This window comes from Comamonas sp. Z1, assembly GCF_008121555.1.
Taxonomy (GTDB): domain Bacteria; phylum Pseudomonadota; class Gammaproteobacteria; order Burkholderiales; family Burkholderiaceae_C; genus Comamonas; species Comamonas thiooxydans.
Genome location: NZ_VOQT01000007.1, coordinates 187,349 through 203,748, shown reverse-complemented (window position 1 = coordinate 203,748; position 16,400 = coordinate 187,349). Strand labels below are relative to the sequence as shown.

The following is a 16,400-nucleotide window of genomic DNA, read 5'->3' as shown; positions in this document are numbered from 1 at the left end:
GAGGAGACAACCATGGATTTGACATACACCCCAGCGCAGAAGACCTTCCGTGCCCAGGTACGTGAATGGCTCAAGAACAATGTGCCCAAGGAACGACTGCAGAGCTATGACACTCGAGAGGGTTTCGAGCAGCACCGCCAGTGGGAAGCCAAGCTGGCCAGCGCCGGCTACAGCGCCGTGACCTGGCCCAAGGACTTGGGCGGCAGCGGCTGCGACCTGACCGAATGGCTGATCTTTGAAGAAGAGTACTGGGCAGCCGATGCTCCATCCCGCGTGAACCAGAACGGCATTCTGCTGTTAGGCTCCACGCTGATGGAATTCGGCACGCCCGAGCAGAAGGCCCGCTTTCTGCCCCGTATGGCCCGCTGCGACGATATGTGGGCCCAGGGGTGGTCGGAGCCCAACGCCGGCTCGGACATGGCTGCCATCAGCAGCCGCGCCACACGCATGGGTGACAAATTCATCCTGAACGGTCAGAAAATCTGGTCTACCCGTGCGATCTTTGCCGACTGGGTGTTCGGCCTGTTCCGCAGTGATCCGACATCGAGCCGCCATCATGGTCTGAGCTACATACTGGTGCCCTTGAATACGCCCGGCATCACCGTGCGTCCCATTCGTGCCATCAATGGTCGTGAGCACTTTGCCGAAATCTTCTTCGACGATGTCGAAGTACCCGTGGAGAACCTGCTGGGTGCAGAAGGCAAGGGCTGGCATGTGGCGATGGCGACGGCCGGCTTTGAGCGCGGCCTGCTGCTGCGCTCTCCCGCCCGCTATCAGCGCAGTGCGCAGAAGCTGGTGGACCTGTATCTGCGCAATCAGGTCGATGCCGACCGCGATCACTCGATTCGCGATGCCGTGCTGCGTGCCTGGCAGGGGGCGGAGGCATACACGCTGTCTTCCTATCACACGGTAGGCCGCCTTAACAAGGGCGCACAGATTGGCGCCGAAGCCAGCACCAACAAGATTGTCTGGTCCGAGCTGGACATCATGATTCACGAAACCGCGATGCGCATTCTGGGCGCGCGTGCCGAGCTCATCGATGACGCCGAGGCCAACGAATGGCTGGAAGGTTTCCTGTTCTCGCAGGCTGGTCCCATCTACGCGGGCAGCAACGAGATCCAGCGCAACATCATCGCTCAGCGCATGCTGGGCCTGCCTAAATCCTGATCGGCAGGGAGACAACCATGGACTTCACCTTTACCGAAGATCAAATCGCATTCCGTGACTCGATCAGCCGCTTTCTGATGACCGAAGCAGCCCCCGAGCTGCTGCGCGACATCTGGGAAACCCCGACCGGTCGCAGTCCCGAGCTGTGGGCCAAGATTGCAGAACAAGGCTTGATGGGTCTGTCCGCTCCCGAAGCCGATGGCGGCATGGGCATGGCCGATGTGGACTGGGCACTACTGCTGCAGGAGGTGGGCTATTACGCTCTGCCCGATTCCCTGACCGACACCGCCTATGTGGCCGTGGGCATGCTGTGTGCATTGCCGCAAGGACATGAGAGCCGTGCCTGGCTGTCCAGGATTGCCGAAGGCAGCTGCCGCGTGGCCGTGGGCCATCCCGTCAACCTCAATGTGGCGGACGCGGCATTGGCCGATGTGCTGTTGCTGCCCCATGCCACGGCCACCGGCCTGGAGTTGCACCTGGTCAGGCCTGCACAGTGCGAGATCACGGCACTGAGCAGTATCGACTCTTCGCGCCGTCTGTCACGGGTACGCTGGACGGCATCCGATGCCACCCGTTTGCTCGACGGCACTCAGGGCCAGAAGGTCTGGGACACAGCCGGCGAGCGCGGTGCACTCGCCGCTGCTGCCCAGATGCTGGGCCTGGCCCAGCGCATGCTGGATCTCTCGGTGGACTACGTGGCACAGCGCAAGCAGTTCGACAAGGTCATAGGCAGTTTTCAGGCCGTGCAGCACCACCTGTCGGACATCGTCACCAAGATCGAGTTTGCCAAACCCGTTCTCTACCGTGCCTTCTATGCGCTGCAGCACGGTGAACCCGATCTGGCCGTGCGTATCTCGCACGCCAAGCTTCAGTGCAGCGAAGCGAGCTGGTTTGCCGCGCGCAACAGCCTGCAGGTGCATGGCGCCATGGGCTACACCTGGGAAGTCGATCTGCAGATGTTCATGAAGCGCGCCTGGGTGCTGGACGCTGCCTGGGGCGACAAGGCATACCACGCGGCCCGCCTGACTCAGGGCCTGCTGCGCAGTCCCAATGCCCCGGTGGGCCCCGGATCGACTTTTGATCGAGAAATCGATTCATGTGCCTCCTGCTCTGCGCAAGATGCTATTAAGAACGTTGCTGAAGAGGTGGCCGCATGAGCGCCCAGGCTTATATCGTTGATGCGCTGCGCTCTCCTACCGGAAAGCGCAAGGGCTCTCTTGCCACCGTGCACGGTGCCGACCTCGGCGCCCATGTGATCAAAGCGCTGGTTGAGCGCAACGACATTCCCGCAGCCGATTACGACGACGTGATCTTTGGCTGCGTGGACACCATAGGTTCTCTGGCTGGCGACATTGCCCGGACTTCCTGGCTGGCAGCCGGCATGCCCTTGAACGTGCCGGGCACCACGATTGATCGCCAGTGCGGCTCGTCCCAGCAAGCCATTCATTTTGCGGCCCAGGCCGTGATGAGTGGAACGCAGGACGTGGTGCTGGCCGGTGGCGTGCAGACCATGACCGCCATTCCCATTTCCTCGGCCATGCTCGCCGGCCAGCCCCTGGGCTTTACCACGCCGTTTGCCGAGAGCAAAGGCTGGCAGGCGCGTTTCGGTAACGCACCCGTCAACCAGTTCTACGCCGCCCAGCGTATTGCAGACCACTGGGGCGTGAGTCGTGCCGACATGGAAGTATTTGCCAAGGAAAGCCACGACCGCGCTTTGAATGCGATTGCCGAGGGCCGCTTCGACCGTGAAATCGTTCCCTTTGGCGCTTTCATGATGGATGAGACCGCTCGCCTCTCGACTCTGGAGAAGATGGCCACGCTGGAGCCGGTGGACCCCGACTATCCCTCCATCACTGCAGCCGTCTCAAGCTCCACCTGCGATGCGGCGGCTGCCGTGCTGGTGGTGTCCGAAGCAGCACTCAAGCGCTACAACCTCAAGCCACGCGCTCGCATTCACCATATGAGCGTGCGCGCCGATGACCCCATCTGGCACCTGACCGCGCCGATTCCAGCCACGGAATATGCGCTCAAGAAGGCGGGCATGACCATGTCCGACATCGACCTGGTCGAGATCAACGAGGCCTTTGCTTCCGTGGTCATGGCGTGGCTCAAGGAGACCGGCTACGACCATGCCAGGACCAACGTCAACGGCGGTGCGATTGCGCTCGGTCATCCACTGGGAGCCTCAGGCGCCAAGCTCATGACCACGCTGCTGCACGAGCTGGAGCGCACCGGCGGGCGCTACGGCTTGCAGACCATGTGCGAAGGTGGAGGACAGGCCAATGTGACCATCATCGAGAGACTCTGACGGCAGACATGCAGGCACCCCTGGGTGCCTGTATTGCGTTGGAGCTCCGGTGTTGGCGGCTTAGCAAGTCATCCACAAAAATATCAACGGAGACAAAGACATGCAAGACAAAGCGACGGATTCAGATCGCAGAGCATTCCTGGCCGGAGCAACTGCCGCGGCGGCAGCGCTGGGTCTGCCAGCAGCGCAAGCTCAAGTCGGCACCAGGACCGTTGCGCAGGCCGATGCCATCACCATGGCAGCGCAGATGCGCAAAGGCGATGTCACGCCGCTGGAGGCTCTTGATGCCGCCATTGCGCGCGTTGAAGCCTTGCCCAAGCTCAATGCCGTGGTCATCAAAGACTACGAACTGGCCCGCGAGCATGCCAAGAAGCTCTCGACCATGGGCCGCGATGCACGCAAACAGGCGACTGACAAAGCCCCGCTGTGGGGTCTGCCGTTTGTGCTCAAGGACCTGGGTCTGAGCATGGCAGGAACCGTGACCAGCAATGGTTGCCGCTTCTTCAAGGATGCTGTCGCTTCGCAGGACTCCACGCTGGTGATGCGCTACAAGGCTGCGGGTCTCAACATCTTTGGCAAGACGGCATCTCCCGAGTTCGGCATGACGACTACCACGGAGTCAAAGCTTTACGGCGTCACGCCCAACCCCTGGAACACCGGGCATACCACGGGCGGTTCTTCCGGTGGGACTGCCGCTGTGGTGGCGGCCGGCATTCTGCCCGTGGGTCATGCCAGCGATGGTGGCGGCTCCATCCGCATACCGGCCGCACATTGCGGCCTGTTCGGACTCAAGCCCAGTCGTGGACGTGTGCCTGCAGGGCCAGGAGCGCTGGATGGCGCAACAGGTTTGTCGGTGAACCACGTCATCAGCCGCAGCGTGCGCGACACAGCCTTGCTGCTGGACTTGAGTGCTGGGCCCGAGTTCGGCTCGCGAGTGCGACCTCCCTCTGATGTTTCTCGGGGCTACCTTGAAGCGATGCACCAGCCCGAGCGCAAGCTGCGTATTGCCGTCTGGCGCAAGAACTACTTCGGGATTCCCGTACATACCGAATGCCTGGAGGCCGTGGACAAAGCGGCCAAGGCCTGCGAGGCCATGGGACATTTTGTTGAAGAGGCCATGCCGGAGCTGCCGGTGAACGAAATTTTTGGTGGCATGGGTGCAGGCATGTCGGCAGGTCTGCTCAGCGCCATTGAATACCGTGAAAAGCAGCTGGGCCGCGCTGTGCGCGAAGACGAGATGGAGCCGCTGAACTGGGCTGCGTTGCAGGCCGCGAAGAAGGCCTCGGCGCTGGATCTGTACCGCAGCCGCGCAGGCTTCGACAAGGCGGGGCAATTGATCGATGCATTCCTGTCCAGGTACGACCTGATTCTGACGCCCACCACCGTGGTGCCTGCACAGAAGCTGGGCGCTCTGCGACTCGATCAACCCTATGAAAGCTATGCCGCCGAGGCCATGAACTCCTCCGCGTTTACCTCGCTGTTCAACATCAGCGGTCATCCGGCCATGTCCGTGCCGCTGCACTGGACGGCGGACCACCTCCCTGTGGGTTCCCACTTTGTCGCACCGTTTGGTGGCGAAGGCCGCTTGCTGCGTCTGGCGGCGCAGCTGGAGCAAGCCCTGCCATGGGCACATCGCGTGCCGGACCTGTCCGCACTCAAGGCTTGAATGTCCGGCAACAAGAAGGAGGAGAGCATGGAATCAGTGAATCAAGGTGTGGATCGTCGTGGCTTTATTCAGGGCGCAGGTGCCGTGGCCGCAGCAACAGCCATGCCGACAATGGCTGCACAGAAGAAAAATGAGGCGACGGCGGTGGATGGCTACGCCTGGGCAGAACAGATCCGCCGGGGCGATATCACGCCGCTGGAAGCGCTGGAAGCGGCGATTGCACGCACCGAGGCCTTGCCCAAGCTCAATGCAGTGGTCATCAAGGACTACGATCTGGCACGTGATCAGGCTAGGCAGATGTCGGCTCTGGGCAGCGCTGCACGTGCCGAAGCCACAGCCAGGGCGCCCATGTGGGGCGTGCCCTTTCTGCTCAAGGATCTGAACCAGTATCTGAAGGGAACGGTCACTACCAACGGCTGCCGCTTTTTCAAGGGGGCCGTGGCAGAGTACGACAGTACCCTGGTGGCACGCTACAAGGCGGCCGGTCTCAATATCTTTGGCAAGACGGCATCGCCCGAGTTCGGCCAGACGCCCACGACCGAGTCCTTGCTCTACGGCAAGTCGCCCAATCCATGGAATGCTGCCCACACGACGGGCGGCTCCTCGGGTGGTGCGGCATCGGTGGTTGCCGCAGGCATTGTGCCCGTGGCCCATGCCAGCGACGGAGGCGGCTCCATTCGCATTCCCGCTTCGCACTGCGGCCTGTTTGGCCTCAAGCCCAGCCGCGGCCGTCTGCCCGCCGGTCCGGCCAATATGGAAGGCTGGATGGGCTTGTCCATGAACCATGTCATCAGTCGCAGCGTGCGCGACAGCGCTCACCTGCTCGATCTGACGCAGGGGCGCGAGCCGGGCTCGCGCACCGTGCCGCCGCGCGACGTGGAGGGCAGCTATCTGGACGCCCTCAAGCAGTCGCCCAAGAAGCTCAGGATCGCCGTCTGGTCCAGGAACTACTTTGGCATTCCCGTGCATGCGGACTGTCAGGCTGCGGTGGACAAGGCCATCAAGGCCTGCCTGGCGCTGGGGCATGAAATCGTGGAGGACATGCCGGAGTTGCCTGTGGCTGAGGTGTTCTCGGGCCTGGGCGTGGTGACATCCGTGGGCATGATGGCCAGCATCCGCGCCCGCGAAAAGCTGCTGGGTCGCGCCGTGCGCCAGGATGAGGTAGAGCAGATGGACTGGCTGTATCTGGAAAAGGCCAAGTCCTATACCGCCGAGCAGATGCTGATGGCGCGTACCAACTTCGATACGGCGGGCCAGATTCTGGACCGATTTTTTCTGAAGTACGACTTGATTCTGACCCCGGTGATGGCTGTGCCGCCACCGCTGTTGGGCGTGCTGACGCTGGACCAGCCTTATGACTCATTCGCGCGCGAAGCCGTCAAGGCTTCGCCCTATACCGCGCTTTTCAATATGACAGGCCAGCCCGCCATGTCTGTGCCCATGCACTGGACCAGGGACAACTTGCCTGTGGGCGCGCACTTCGCTGCGCCGTTCGGTCGCGAAGGGCGCTTGTTGGCGCTGGCCGCGCAGCTGGAACAAGCCGTTCCCTGGGCACATCGTCAGCCTGATCTGTCGGTCTTCAAAGCGTAATTTCAAGAAGGCAGACGGCCATGAGGTTGTCTGCATTGCAAGCAAAAGGGGAAAGAAATGGGTATTTGCAACCAGAGAACCGTCGTCATCACCGGTGCAGGCGGTGGCCTGGGCCGCGCTTATGCGCTGGCCTTCGCGCAAGAAGGTGCAAATGTGGTGGTCAACGACATCCGTGCCGAAGCCGCCCAGGCCGTGGCCGAGGAAGTCAAGGCCGCTGGTGGCAAGGCGCTGGCCAACACGGGTGACATCACCACGGTGGCCGGAGCGCAATCGATTCTCGATGCGGCACTGGCCGCCTTTGGCGATGTGCAGGTCATCGTCAACAACGCGGGCGTGCTGCGCGACCGCATGTTCCTGAGCCTGTCCGAAGAGGACTGGGATATGGTCATGCGCGTGCATCTGCGCGGACATTTCTGCATGGCCAAGGTGTTTGGCGGCTACTGGCGCGATCAGAAGAAGGCCGGCAAGGACGTGGATGCGCGCATCATCAACACCAGCTCCGGCGCGGGCCTGCAAGGCTCCATAGGCCAGAGCAACTATGCTGCAGCCAAGGCCGGCATCGCCGGTCTGACACTGGTGCAGGCCGCGGAGCTGGCGCGCTACGGCATCACAGCCAACTGTCTGGCACCTGCTGCGCGCACCTCCATGACCGAAGGCGCCATGCCCGATATGGTCAAGAAGCCCGAATCCGGCTTCGACGTCTGGGACCCCATGAACGTGGCCTCCATCGTCGTCTGGCTGGGCAGCAGCCAGTCCAGGCATGTGACGGGCCGCTGCTTCGAAGCCAAGGGCGGCGAGCTGTCCGTGGCCGACGGCTGGTTCACCGGCAAGATCAATGACAAGCAGGCGCGCTGGGAGCCTGCCGAGCTGTCAGGTGTGGTCGATCAGCTGATCGCCGAGGGCAAGGCTCCTCAGAAGGTCTACGGGACCTAAGCAGAAGAATCAGCCGGGGCATGGGCCCGGCCTTCCCATTCGATGAAGAACTCAGGACGCGAGCCATCATGGATTTAAGTCTGAACGAAGAACAAAAAATGATCGCCGAGAGCGCCGCGGTGTTTCTGCAGGAAAAAAGCAGCACGGCGCAGGTGCGCAAGGTTTCTGAAACCGAGGGCGGGCTGGACCGTGCCCTGTGGCAGGAAGTGCTGGACATGGGCTGGTGCAGCGTGGCCCTGCCCGAAGCCGCAGGTGGCATGGGTCTGGGCTGGCGCGAGCTGGTGCTGCTTCAGGAGCAGATGGGCTATCACCTGGCCTGCGTGCCATTTTTTGACGCTGTCGTCGCAGTGACGCCGTTGTGGCAAGCGTTGAGCCAGACCGGGCAGGGTCTGGGCGTGGTGGAGCGCCTGGCGGCCTCGGGCCGGATCTGCGTTCTGGGCATGACGGTGCGTGGTGAGCTGCCCGCGGCCGCGACCGTGAAGCTCGAAGGCGATGCGCTGGTGCTCAATGGCCAGTGGAGTCAGGTGGGATCCGGAGCACATGCCGATGTGTTCCTGCTGCCCGCTACTCTGCCTTGCGGCTCGCTGGCCCTGCTGGAAGTGCATGCCAAGGAAGAAGGTTTGAGCGTGCAGGCGCTGACTACGGTGGACGCCACACGCAGCAGTGCCGATGTCATGGCCGTTAATGTGAGATTGACTGGCGCTGCCGTGTTGATGCATGGCGAGGCGCTCAGGAGCCTGTGGGCGCAGACCCGCAATCTGGCGGCCATCGGTTTGGCGGCTGAACAAGTCGGTGTGGCCGAGCGCGCGCTGAATCTGGCCGTGGAATACACCAAGGAGCGTCAGCAGTTCGGCAAGGCCGTGGGCAGTTTTCAGGGCGTCAAGCACCGGGCAGCGCAGATGCTGGTGAAGGTGGAGACCGCTCGTTCTGCCGTCTATGCTGCAGCTTTCATAGCTGATGGCGCCGACGTCACGAGCGATCTGAGCTACTTCGCGGCTCAAGCTCGCACAGATGCAACGGAGGCTGCTCTCTTTTCCACGCGCGAAAGCATTCAGTTGCACGGCGGAGTGGGATTCACCTGGGAGTTTGATCCGCATCTGTTCTTCCGCCGCGCGCAGGCATCCAGCCAGCGCATGGGCACGGTGGAGCAGTGGCGCGAGCTGGTGGCTGCGCGTTTGTTGGACGAGAGCGTGACGGAGGCAGCATGAAGATGCAGGAGTCGGAAATCAATGAAGCCTTTCGCGCTGAAGTGCGTGAATGGATGGCCCAACATCTGACAGGGCGGTTCGCCCCGCTCAAGCATGCCAGCGGTCTGGGTGCTGAAGGTTATGACGCGCAACTGGCCAAGGAATGGGAGCAGGAGCTGGCCAAGGGCGGCTGGACCGGCCTGGGCTGGGAGACCCGGTACGGCGGCCGCAACGTCCCGCTGGCCCAGCAAGTCATCTTCCACGAGGAGTATGTACGCTGCGGCGGTCCCGGCCGCATCGGTCATATCGGCGAGACCCTGCTGGCCCCCACGCTGATGGCTTTTGGCACGCCCGAGCAGAAACAGCGTTTTCTGCCCGGCATTCTGGCCGGTACCGACTATTGGGCTCAGGGCTACTCCGAGCCCGGCGCGGGCTCCGACCTGGCGGGCATTCGTACCAAAGCCCATCGCGATGCGGCCACGGGCGAGTGGGTGATCAACGGTCAGAAGGTCTGGACTTCCTGGGCCCATGAGTCCGAATGGGTGTTTGTGCTGGCTCGCACCGACGAGGTCGGAGCGAGCACTGCCAGCCCCCGCCATGCGGGCATGGTGCTGCTGCTGGTGCCCATCAAGCAGGCCGGCGTGGAGGTGCGTCCGATTCGCCAGATCACCGGCACTTCGGAGTTCAACGAAGTTTTCTTTGATGGCGCACGCACCGAAGGCGCGCTGCATCTGGGCCCCGTGGGCGATGGCTGGAAGGTCGCCATGTATCTGCTGGGCTGCGAGCGCGGTGCGTCCACTCTGGGCCAGCAGGCACATTTCCGCTATGAGCTGGACCTGATCATCGACCTGGCCAGGCGCAATGGCGCTGCCCGCGACCCGCTGATCCGCCAGCGCCTGGCCAAGGCCGATATGGGTCTGCAGACTCTGCGCGCCCATGCGCTGCGCGCAAGCGATGTGAGCACGCCCTTCCGTGTGGCTTCCGTATCCAAATACGCATGGTCCAACTGGCACCGTGATCTGGGCGAGCTGGCCATGGATGTGCTGGGCGAGCAGGGCGAACTGGTGCTCAGGGATCCCGCGTTCAGCGCTTTGCAGCAGCTATGGCTGGTCAGCCGTGCCGACACCATCTATGCAGGCACCAACGAGATTCAGATGAACCTCATGGCCGAACGTGCACTGGGCATGCCGCGCTGATCGAACGCGCCTGCTCCTTGGTCATTGGAGTAGGTGAATACGCTGAGTGGCTCCAAAGAAGATGCTGTGAACCGCGGGTTCTCCCTGGTGGTTTGCAGCATTTTCTCCTTTGAAATGTCCTCCCAGCGACATTAGGGAATGACCTATCGTCCAAAGTGACGATGCTGCAGCGCAGCGGCGATCGGAAGATCGAGGCAACTACTTTTGAATGACAAATGACTAGCGCTCCCTCTTACGTTGCTCCCCACGGCCTGCTCAAAGACAAAACTGTGCTCGTTACCGCTGCTGCTGGCGCCGGTATCGGCTTTTCAGCTGCAAAACGAGCAGCAGAGGAGGGCTGCAAGGCCTTGTTCATCTCCGACGTGCATGAGCGTCGGCTGGCCGAAGCCGTGGAGCAGATCAAAAAAGATACGGGTTTGTCCCAGGTCTTTGGCAAGCTCTGCGACGTGAGCAAGGAAGAGCAGGTGCAGGCGCTGATCTCCGAAGCCGACAGCGCCATGGGCGGTATCGATGTGCTGATCAATAACGCGGGTCTGGGCACCAGTTGCAAGGTCGTCGACATGGGCGATGACGAGTGGAGCAAGGTCATCGACATCACGCTGACCGGCACCTTCCGCATGACGCGCGCAGCGCTCAAGCTGATGCAGCCACGCGGCAAGGGTGTGATCGTCAACAACGCCTCGGTGCTGGGCTGGCGCGCCCAGACCGAGCAGGCTCATTACGCGGCAGCCAAGGCGGGCGTGATGGCCCTCACACGCTGTTCGGCGCTGGAAGCGGCCGAATTCGGCATCCGCATCAACGCCGTGGCGCCTTCCATCGCCATTCACGCCTTCCTCAAGAAGTCGGCCTCTGAAGAGCTGCTGGCCAAGTTGTCCGAGAAGGAAGCCTTTGGTCGGGGTGCCGAGCCCTGGGAAGTAGCCAATGTGATGATCTTCCTGGCCAGCGACTACTCCTCGTACATGACGGGTGAAGTGGTGTCCGTCAGCTCGCAGAGGGCCTGAGCATGAATGCAGTCGCAGACAAGATGCTGTTTGACTCGGCAGCCTCGGTGCAGGCATCGGTGGGGCGTCAACTGGGCGAGACCGAATGGGTGCAGATCACGCAGGAGCGCATCAATCAGTTTGCCGATGCCACGGGCGATCACCAATGGATTCACGTGGACCCCGAGCAGGCCAGGAACGGTCCGTTCGGCGCCTGCGTGGCCCATGGATATCTGACGCTGTCTCTGGCCAATCTGTTTTTGCCTCAGCTGGTCAGCTATCAGGGGCTGAAGATGGGCGTCAACTATGGTTGCGAGAAGGTGCGTTTTCCGGCTCCGGTGCTGGTGAACAGCTTCGTGCGTGGCAGCGGCGAGGTGGTGGCGGCGACGCCTATCGGAGAAGACGGCGTACAGGTCACGATCCGAATCACCGTACAGGTCAGGAATCAGGATAAACCCGGCTGTGTGGTTGAAACCATCAGCAGGCTGTTCTTTATCCGGGAAAATTGAGTGTGTGCAAGCGCCTGCTTCGGCGGGAGATTGCATTTTTTGTGAAGAGGGATGAGCTGCCGACAGAGTGGCCGACCTCGATACGGCAGCAAAAGCTGCCCAGGGCGCGACGAAAAGAAAGTTAGGAGACAAAGACATGAAAGACGCAGTCATCGTTTCGACGGCACGTACCCCCATAGGCAAGGCTTACCGTGGTGCCTTCAACGACACCGAAGCTCCGGTGCTGGGCGGACACGTCATTCGCGCGGCGCTCAACAAGGCGAACGTGGCTGGTGCGGATGTGGATGATGTCATTTTGGGCATTGCCGCGCAGCAGGGCACGCAGGGCTACAACCTGGGGCGTCTGTGCGGCTATACCGCCGGCCTGCCGGAATCCGTGGGCGGAATGGTGATCGATCGCATGTGCGCATCGGGCCTGATGAGCATTGCCACGGCTGCCAAGGGTGTCATGACCGGCGAGATGAATATCGCTGTGGCCGGCGGGCTGGAGTCCATTTCCCTGGTTCAGAACAAGTACAAGAACTCGTACCGCGCCCAATCGAAGGCTGTGCTGGCCGCAGAGCCCACAGCCTACATCCAGATGATAGAGACGGCCGAGCTGGTCAGCCAGCGTTACGGCATCAGTCGTGAAGCCCAGGACGAGTACTCGCTGCGCAGCCAGCAGCGCGTGGCCGCCGCACAGGCTCGTGGCCTGTTCGACGATGAAATCGTGCCGCTGACCACGGTCAAGCAGCTGTTTGACAAGGAAGGCAATGTCACCGGCAGCGAGGAAGTCACGCTGACCCGCGACGAGGGCAACCGTGCCGACACCACGCTTGAGAATCTGGCCAAGCTCAAGCCTGTATGGAAGAGCGGCCAGTGGGTGGAGCAAGGCCAGTTCATCACGGCCGGCAATGCATCCCAGCTGTCCGACGGTGCCAGCGCCTGTGTGGTGATGAGTGCCGACGAAGCCCGCAGTCGCGGCCTCGCGCCTCTGGGCATCTATCGCGGCGTGGCCGTGGCAGGCTGCCGTGCCGATGAAATGGGGATCGGCCCCGTCTATGCCATCCCCAAGCTGCTCAAGCAGCATGGGCTGACGGTTGGCGACATCGGCCTGTGGGAAATCAACGAGGCATTTGCCTGCCAGGTGATCTACAGCCGCGACAAACTGGGCATTCCCGATGAGCGCCTGAACGTCAACGGCGGCGCGATCTCCATCGGCCACCCCTTCGGCATGTCGGGCGCACGTCTGGTTGGTCACGCCCTGCTGGAGGGGCGTCGCCGCGGCGTGCGTTTTGTGGTTGTGAGCATGTGTATTGGCGGCGGCATGGGCGCTGCCGGCCTGTTTGAGCTGAGCTGATCCGATCTGTCTGCAACCAACCTTCAACCAAGGAGTTGAACATGATGGACAGCGCTTTCGCCAAGATGGGTTTTTCCACCTACACGCCAAGTTCCATCGCTTGCGTGATCAAGGATGTGCCCATATTCGACACCCCGACCCCCGTGCGCGCATCGGCCGATGCACCCTTCGTGAGCGCCGAGCAGTTCAGTGCGCTGATCAGTCAGCTCTATGAAGCTGCCATGGATCCGGAAGGCTGGAAGCCTTTTCTGGAGACTCTGCGTCTGCAACTGGGAGGCAATTACGCCTCGCTCATAGTGCGCCCAGGCTCCGCCGATGATGTGGGGCTGATCGTCTCGGCCGCAGGCGACCGCCGCGATCTGATGCCGAACTGCCCCAAGATCAGCATGAGCCCGTTTCGCAGCATGCCTACCGATCGTATCGTGACCGTGGGGGATGTGATGCCCGAGTCCGAGTGGCGCGCTTCAAGCTACTACAACGACTGGTGCAAGCAGCTGCAGGTGTTCCACGTGATGGCAGCCGACATCGTCACCAAGGACAGTTGCGTCTACGGTCTGCGCATCACGCGGCCCGAAGGTGCCCCGGCTTTCAACAAGCAGGAGCGTGCCTTTGGCTCCATGATGCTGCCGCATATCAAGCGCGCGTTGAACCTGCATCTGTCGGTGAACCAGGACCGTCAGGTCATCTCCCTCTACAGCAAGGCCACGGCCCAGCTGATGGTGGGGGTGGTCATCCTCGATCAGAACGGCAATGTGCTGGAGTGCAATCCCGCCGCGGCCAGCATTCTGGACATGCAGGACGGTCTGAAGATCTCCGGCGGCATGCTGGAGGCCAACTACGCCAATGACAACCGCAAGCTGCAGCGCCTGATCAAGGATGCGCTCATGCATACACAGGTCTCGCGCCTGTCCATGACCGAAGGCATGTCGGTCAGCCGGCAGTCCGGCCAGCTCAACTGGGGCGTGGTGGTGCAAAGCATTTCTCCCGACGAGTGGACCGAGGGCAAGCAGCGCCCCAGTGTCGCCGTCTTTGTACGCGACACCGGCGGCAAGGCAGACCCTCCCGTGAAGCTGGCTCAGCAGCTGTTCCAGCTGACGCCGGCCGAGACTTCGCTGGCCATTCAACTGGCCAATGGCCTGTCGCTTGAAGAGGCCGCCGAAGCGCTCAACATCCGCCGCAACACGGCGCGAGCCCATCTGCGCTCCATCTTCTCCAAGACGGGGGTGCGCCGCCAGACCGAGCTGGTGCGCATCTTCCTCAACAGCGTGGCCTGGCTGGGGAACAAGTGACGACGGTTGGTGGAAATAAAAAGCGGGCTTCGGCCCGTTTTTTTGTATATGGAGCAGAGCTGGGCAGTCTGCTTTCAATCCTGACCGTGGAAAATTCCTCGCGCAGCATGTCGATGGGAGGCCCGGATTCAGGCCGCTTGTGATCGGGTGTGGAGCAGCCTCGACTCATTGAAGGCCAGACCGGGCCGAAATGGCGCCTATGCAGAAATGACTGTACGGTTGCAGGCAAGCCCAGCGAATGTGCTCCATGCACTCCCTGGCGAAATCTCCAGGCCCTGGAGTTTGCTTGCGCACAGCTTGTCCGTGCAGCATGGTCATGTGGTCTCCCAGGCTTGCTTCTCATAGATTCCATCCACGCCAGTTCAATCGTTTGAAAGCAAGCTGGCGGTCGAGGTGCAAATGCCTGCCAGAGCAAGATACCCCCGCCCCTCGCTAGAGAGAAACCAAGGCAGAATGACGGGCGCGGGGGTGAGTATCCGGTGTTCCTACGGAAGAAAGCACTTGCATGGCTCAACAGAAGAAATGTGACCGGCTCGCTCAAATACAGCAACGACATGAAACTATTTCGCAAGCCTGCTTTTGATCACTTCAACTTCGTTTCTAGTGCGCCCTATGCAATGCTCTTGGTGGGAGGGGTTATTGCGCTGTCGATGACAGTGATCTGTACCGTCGTCCTCTATCAGAGCCGGCTGGATACGATGGAGCATGCGATAGAAACATCGCGCAATGTTGCCCTTCTTGCTGAAAATGACGTGGTTCGGAACTTCGAGCTCTATGCACTGTCGTTGCAAGCCGTAGTCGATGGACTCAACGATTCCGAAGTGATGGCTGCCTCGCCGCATTTGCGTAATGCGGCCTTGTTCGACAAGGCCGCGACCGCGACCTATCTGGGATCCATCCTGGTTCTTGACGCAGACGGAAAAATTGCCCTCAATGCAGGGGGCGCGGATTCGGTGAATGAGCATTACTCGGATCATGACTTTTTCAAGGTGCACAAGGAAAGCCCAAGCATCGGGCTCTACGTGGGCGACCCTTACTCATCCACGCTGCATGGTGGCTCCCTGAGCATTCCTCTGAGTCGTCGGATTTCCCATGCGGACGGCTCTTTCGCCGGCATTGTGCTGATAGATGTTCAGCTGGAGTACTTTCAGAAGCTGTTCTCCGCGCTTTCGCTGGGCAAGCATGGATCGCTGGCCCTGATCAGAAAAGATGGCGCCATGATGATGCGTCAGCCCTTCGATGCCAAGGTCATCGGGCGCAATATCCGCAATGCAAGCACGTTCCAGCAGTTCATGTCGGCACCCGAAGGCAGCTTTTCGGATACGTCGTACCTGGATGGCGCGCAGCGCGCGTACTACTTCAAGAATCTTCCGAGCTTGCCATTCATCATCATGGTGGCGAAAGCGCATTCCGATATCTACGCAGTCTGGCGCCAGCGCGCCTTGCTGATTACCTCCGTCATGGGAACGCTCACCATGGCTTTCATCAGTCTGTCCTTTGCGTTCGGAGTGCAGCTCAAGCGCCGCATGCGCGCAGAGTCCGAACTGGCGCTGCTGGCGCGTACCGATGGACTGACCGGCCTGAACAACCGCCGCAAGCTCGACGAGATCATCGAGCACGAGTGGCACAGGGCCAAAAGAAGTCACAGCGCCTTCTCGCTGCTGTTTGTGGATATCGACTGGTTCAAGGCCTACAACGACACCTACGGACATCAGGCCGGGGATATGGTTCTGGCGACCGTGGCCAGATGCATTGCCAGCAATATCCGGCGCCCCGAGGACAGTGCGGCCCGCTATGGGGGGGAGGAATTCATCGTGGTGCTGCCGGACACGACCCTGGATGGAGGCGCGCTGATTGCCGAGAACATCCGGGAGGCAGTCTCCGAGCTTGCGATTGCGCACACCGGAAGCGAATTCGGCTGCATCACGGTCAGCATCGGTTGTGCGGCCTGGGTGCCGGGCAAGGATCTGGACGTGCAGGAGGTGCTGCGCTCGGCCGACAAGGCACTGTACGGCGCCAAGATGACCGGGCGCAACAAGGTCGTTCTATCCAGCTCGTCTGCGGCATAGCGCCGCAGCCGCTCTGGTGACTTGGGGCTTGGCCTGCATGGCAGCGTCCACCCCGGCAAAGCAAGTTGCCTGAATAGTGATAGCTGCTATCGCCTGATATACATGGATTTCAATATGAAAAATATCTGAAATCTAGTCATATAAAGCGAGAGTAGCTATATTTTAAG

The 16,400-nt window shown here is 61.3% G+C and carries 13 protein-coding genes; all 13 read left to right on the top strand.

Features of this window, described 5'->3' with window-relative positions; all coding sequences use genetic code 11:
- The first annotated feature begins 12 nt into the window (after positions 1-12).
- The 13 genes from FSY45_RS14930 to FSY45_RS14870 all read left to right on the top strand — a co-directional run bounded on the left by FSY45_RS14930 (position 13) and on the right by FSY45_RS14870 (position 16,233).
- On the top strand, positions 13-1,167 hold the full coding sequence (locus FSY45_RS14930) for an acyl-CoA dehydrogenase family protein (RefSeq protein WP_004341316.1): 1,155 nt from the start codon (positions 13-15) through the stop codon (positions 1,165-1,167).
- A 17-nt stretch (positions 1,168-1,184) separates the two neighbouring features.
- Positions 1,185-2,324, top strand: coding sequence for an acyl-CoA dehydrogenase family protein (locus tag FSY45_RS14925; protein ID WP_046461331.1), 1,140 nt, complete (start codon positions 1,185-1,187; stop codon positions 2,322-2,324).
- Positions 2,321-3,475 (top strand): acetyl-CoA C-acetyltransferase, encoded by a 1,155-nt coding sequence (locus FSY45_RS14920; protein WP_012837476.1) that lies wholly within the window; start codon positions 2,321-2,323, stop codon positions 3,473-3,475. Before FSY45_RS14925 ends, FSY45_RS14920 begins: the two co-directional genes overlap by 4 nt.
- A 100-nt stretch (positions 3,476-3,575) precedes the next feature.
- Positions 3,576-5,141, top strand: a complete 1,566-nt coding sequence (locus FSY45_RS14915) for an amidase (RefSeq protein WP_046461332.1) — start codon at positions 3,576-3,578, stop codon at positions 5,139-5,141.
- The gene (locus tag FSY45_RS14910) at positions 5,142-6,731 is read left to right on the top strand and encodes an amidase (RefSeq protein ID WP_080944449.1); all 1,590 of its coding nucleotides are present in this window, start codon (positions 5,142-5,144) and stop codon (positions 6,729-6,731) included.
- A gap of 57 nt (positions 6,732-6,788) precedes the next feature.
- Positions 6,789-7,664 (top strand): SDR family oxidoreductase, encoded by an 876-nt coding sequence (locus tag FSY45_RS14905; protein ID WP_004341307.1) that lies wholly within the window; start codon positions 6,789-6,791, stop codon positions 7,662-7,664.
- Positions 7,665-7,732: 68 nt separating this feature from the next.
- Positions 7,733-8,872 (top strand): acyl-CoA dehydrogenase family protein, encoded by a 1,140-nt coding sequence (locus tag FSY45_RS14900; RefSeq protein ID WP_223305661.1) that lies wholly within the window; start codon positions 7,733-7,735, stop codon positions 8,870-8,872.
- Complete coding sequence (locus FSY45_RS14895) at positions 8,869-10,047, top strand: acyl-CoA dehydrogenase family protein (protein WP_046461333.1); 1,179 nt, start codon at positions 8,869-8,871, stop codon at positions 10,045-10,047. The genes FSY45_RS14900 and FSY45_RS14895 overlap by 4 nt, the downstream gene beginning before the upstream one ends.
- A 215-nt stretch (positions 10,048-10,262) precedes the next feature.
- The gene (locus tag FSY45_RS14890; RefSeq protein WP_012837482.1) at positions 10,263-11,048 is read left to right on the top strand and encodes an SDR family oxidoreductase; all 786 of its coding nucleotides are present in this window, start codon (positions 10,263-10,265) and stop codon (positions 11,046-11,048) included.
- A gap of 2 nt (positions 11,049-11,050) precedes the next feature.
- The gene (locus tag FSY45_RS14885; RefSeq protein WP_004341299.1) at positions 11,051-11,536 is read left to right on the top strand and encodes a MaoC family dehydratase; all 486 of its coding nucleotides are present in this window, start codon (positions 11,051-11,053) and stop codon (positions 11,534-11,536) included.
- A 136-nt stretch (positions 11,537-11,672) separates the two neighbouring features.
- Positions 11,673-12,875: an acetyl-CoA C-acyltransferase gene (locus FSY45_RS14880; protein ID WP_004341296.1), complete on the top strand. Its 1,203-nt coding sequence runs from the start codon at positions 11,673-11,675 to the stop codon at positions 12,873-12,875.
- A gap of 41 nt (positions 12,876-12,916) precedes the next feature.
- Positions 12,917-14,164 (top strand): LuxR C-terminal-related transcriptional regulator, encoded by a 1,248-nt coding sequence (locus FSY45_RS14875; RefSeq protein ID WP_004341294.1) that lies wholly within the window; start codon positions 12,917-12,919, stop codon positions 14,162-14,164.
- A gap of 650 nt (positions 14,165-14,814) precedes the next feature.
- On the top strand, positions 14,815-16,233 hold the full coding sequence (locus FSY45_RS14870) for a sensor domain-containing diguanylate cyclase (protein ID WP_255443332.1): 1,419 nt from the start codon (positions 14,815-14,817) through the stop codon (positions 16,231-16,233).
- Positions 16,234-16,400 lie beyond the last annotated feature (167 nt).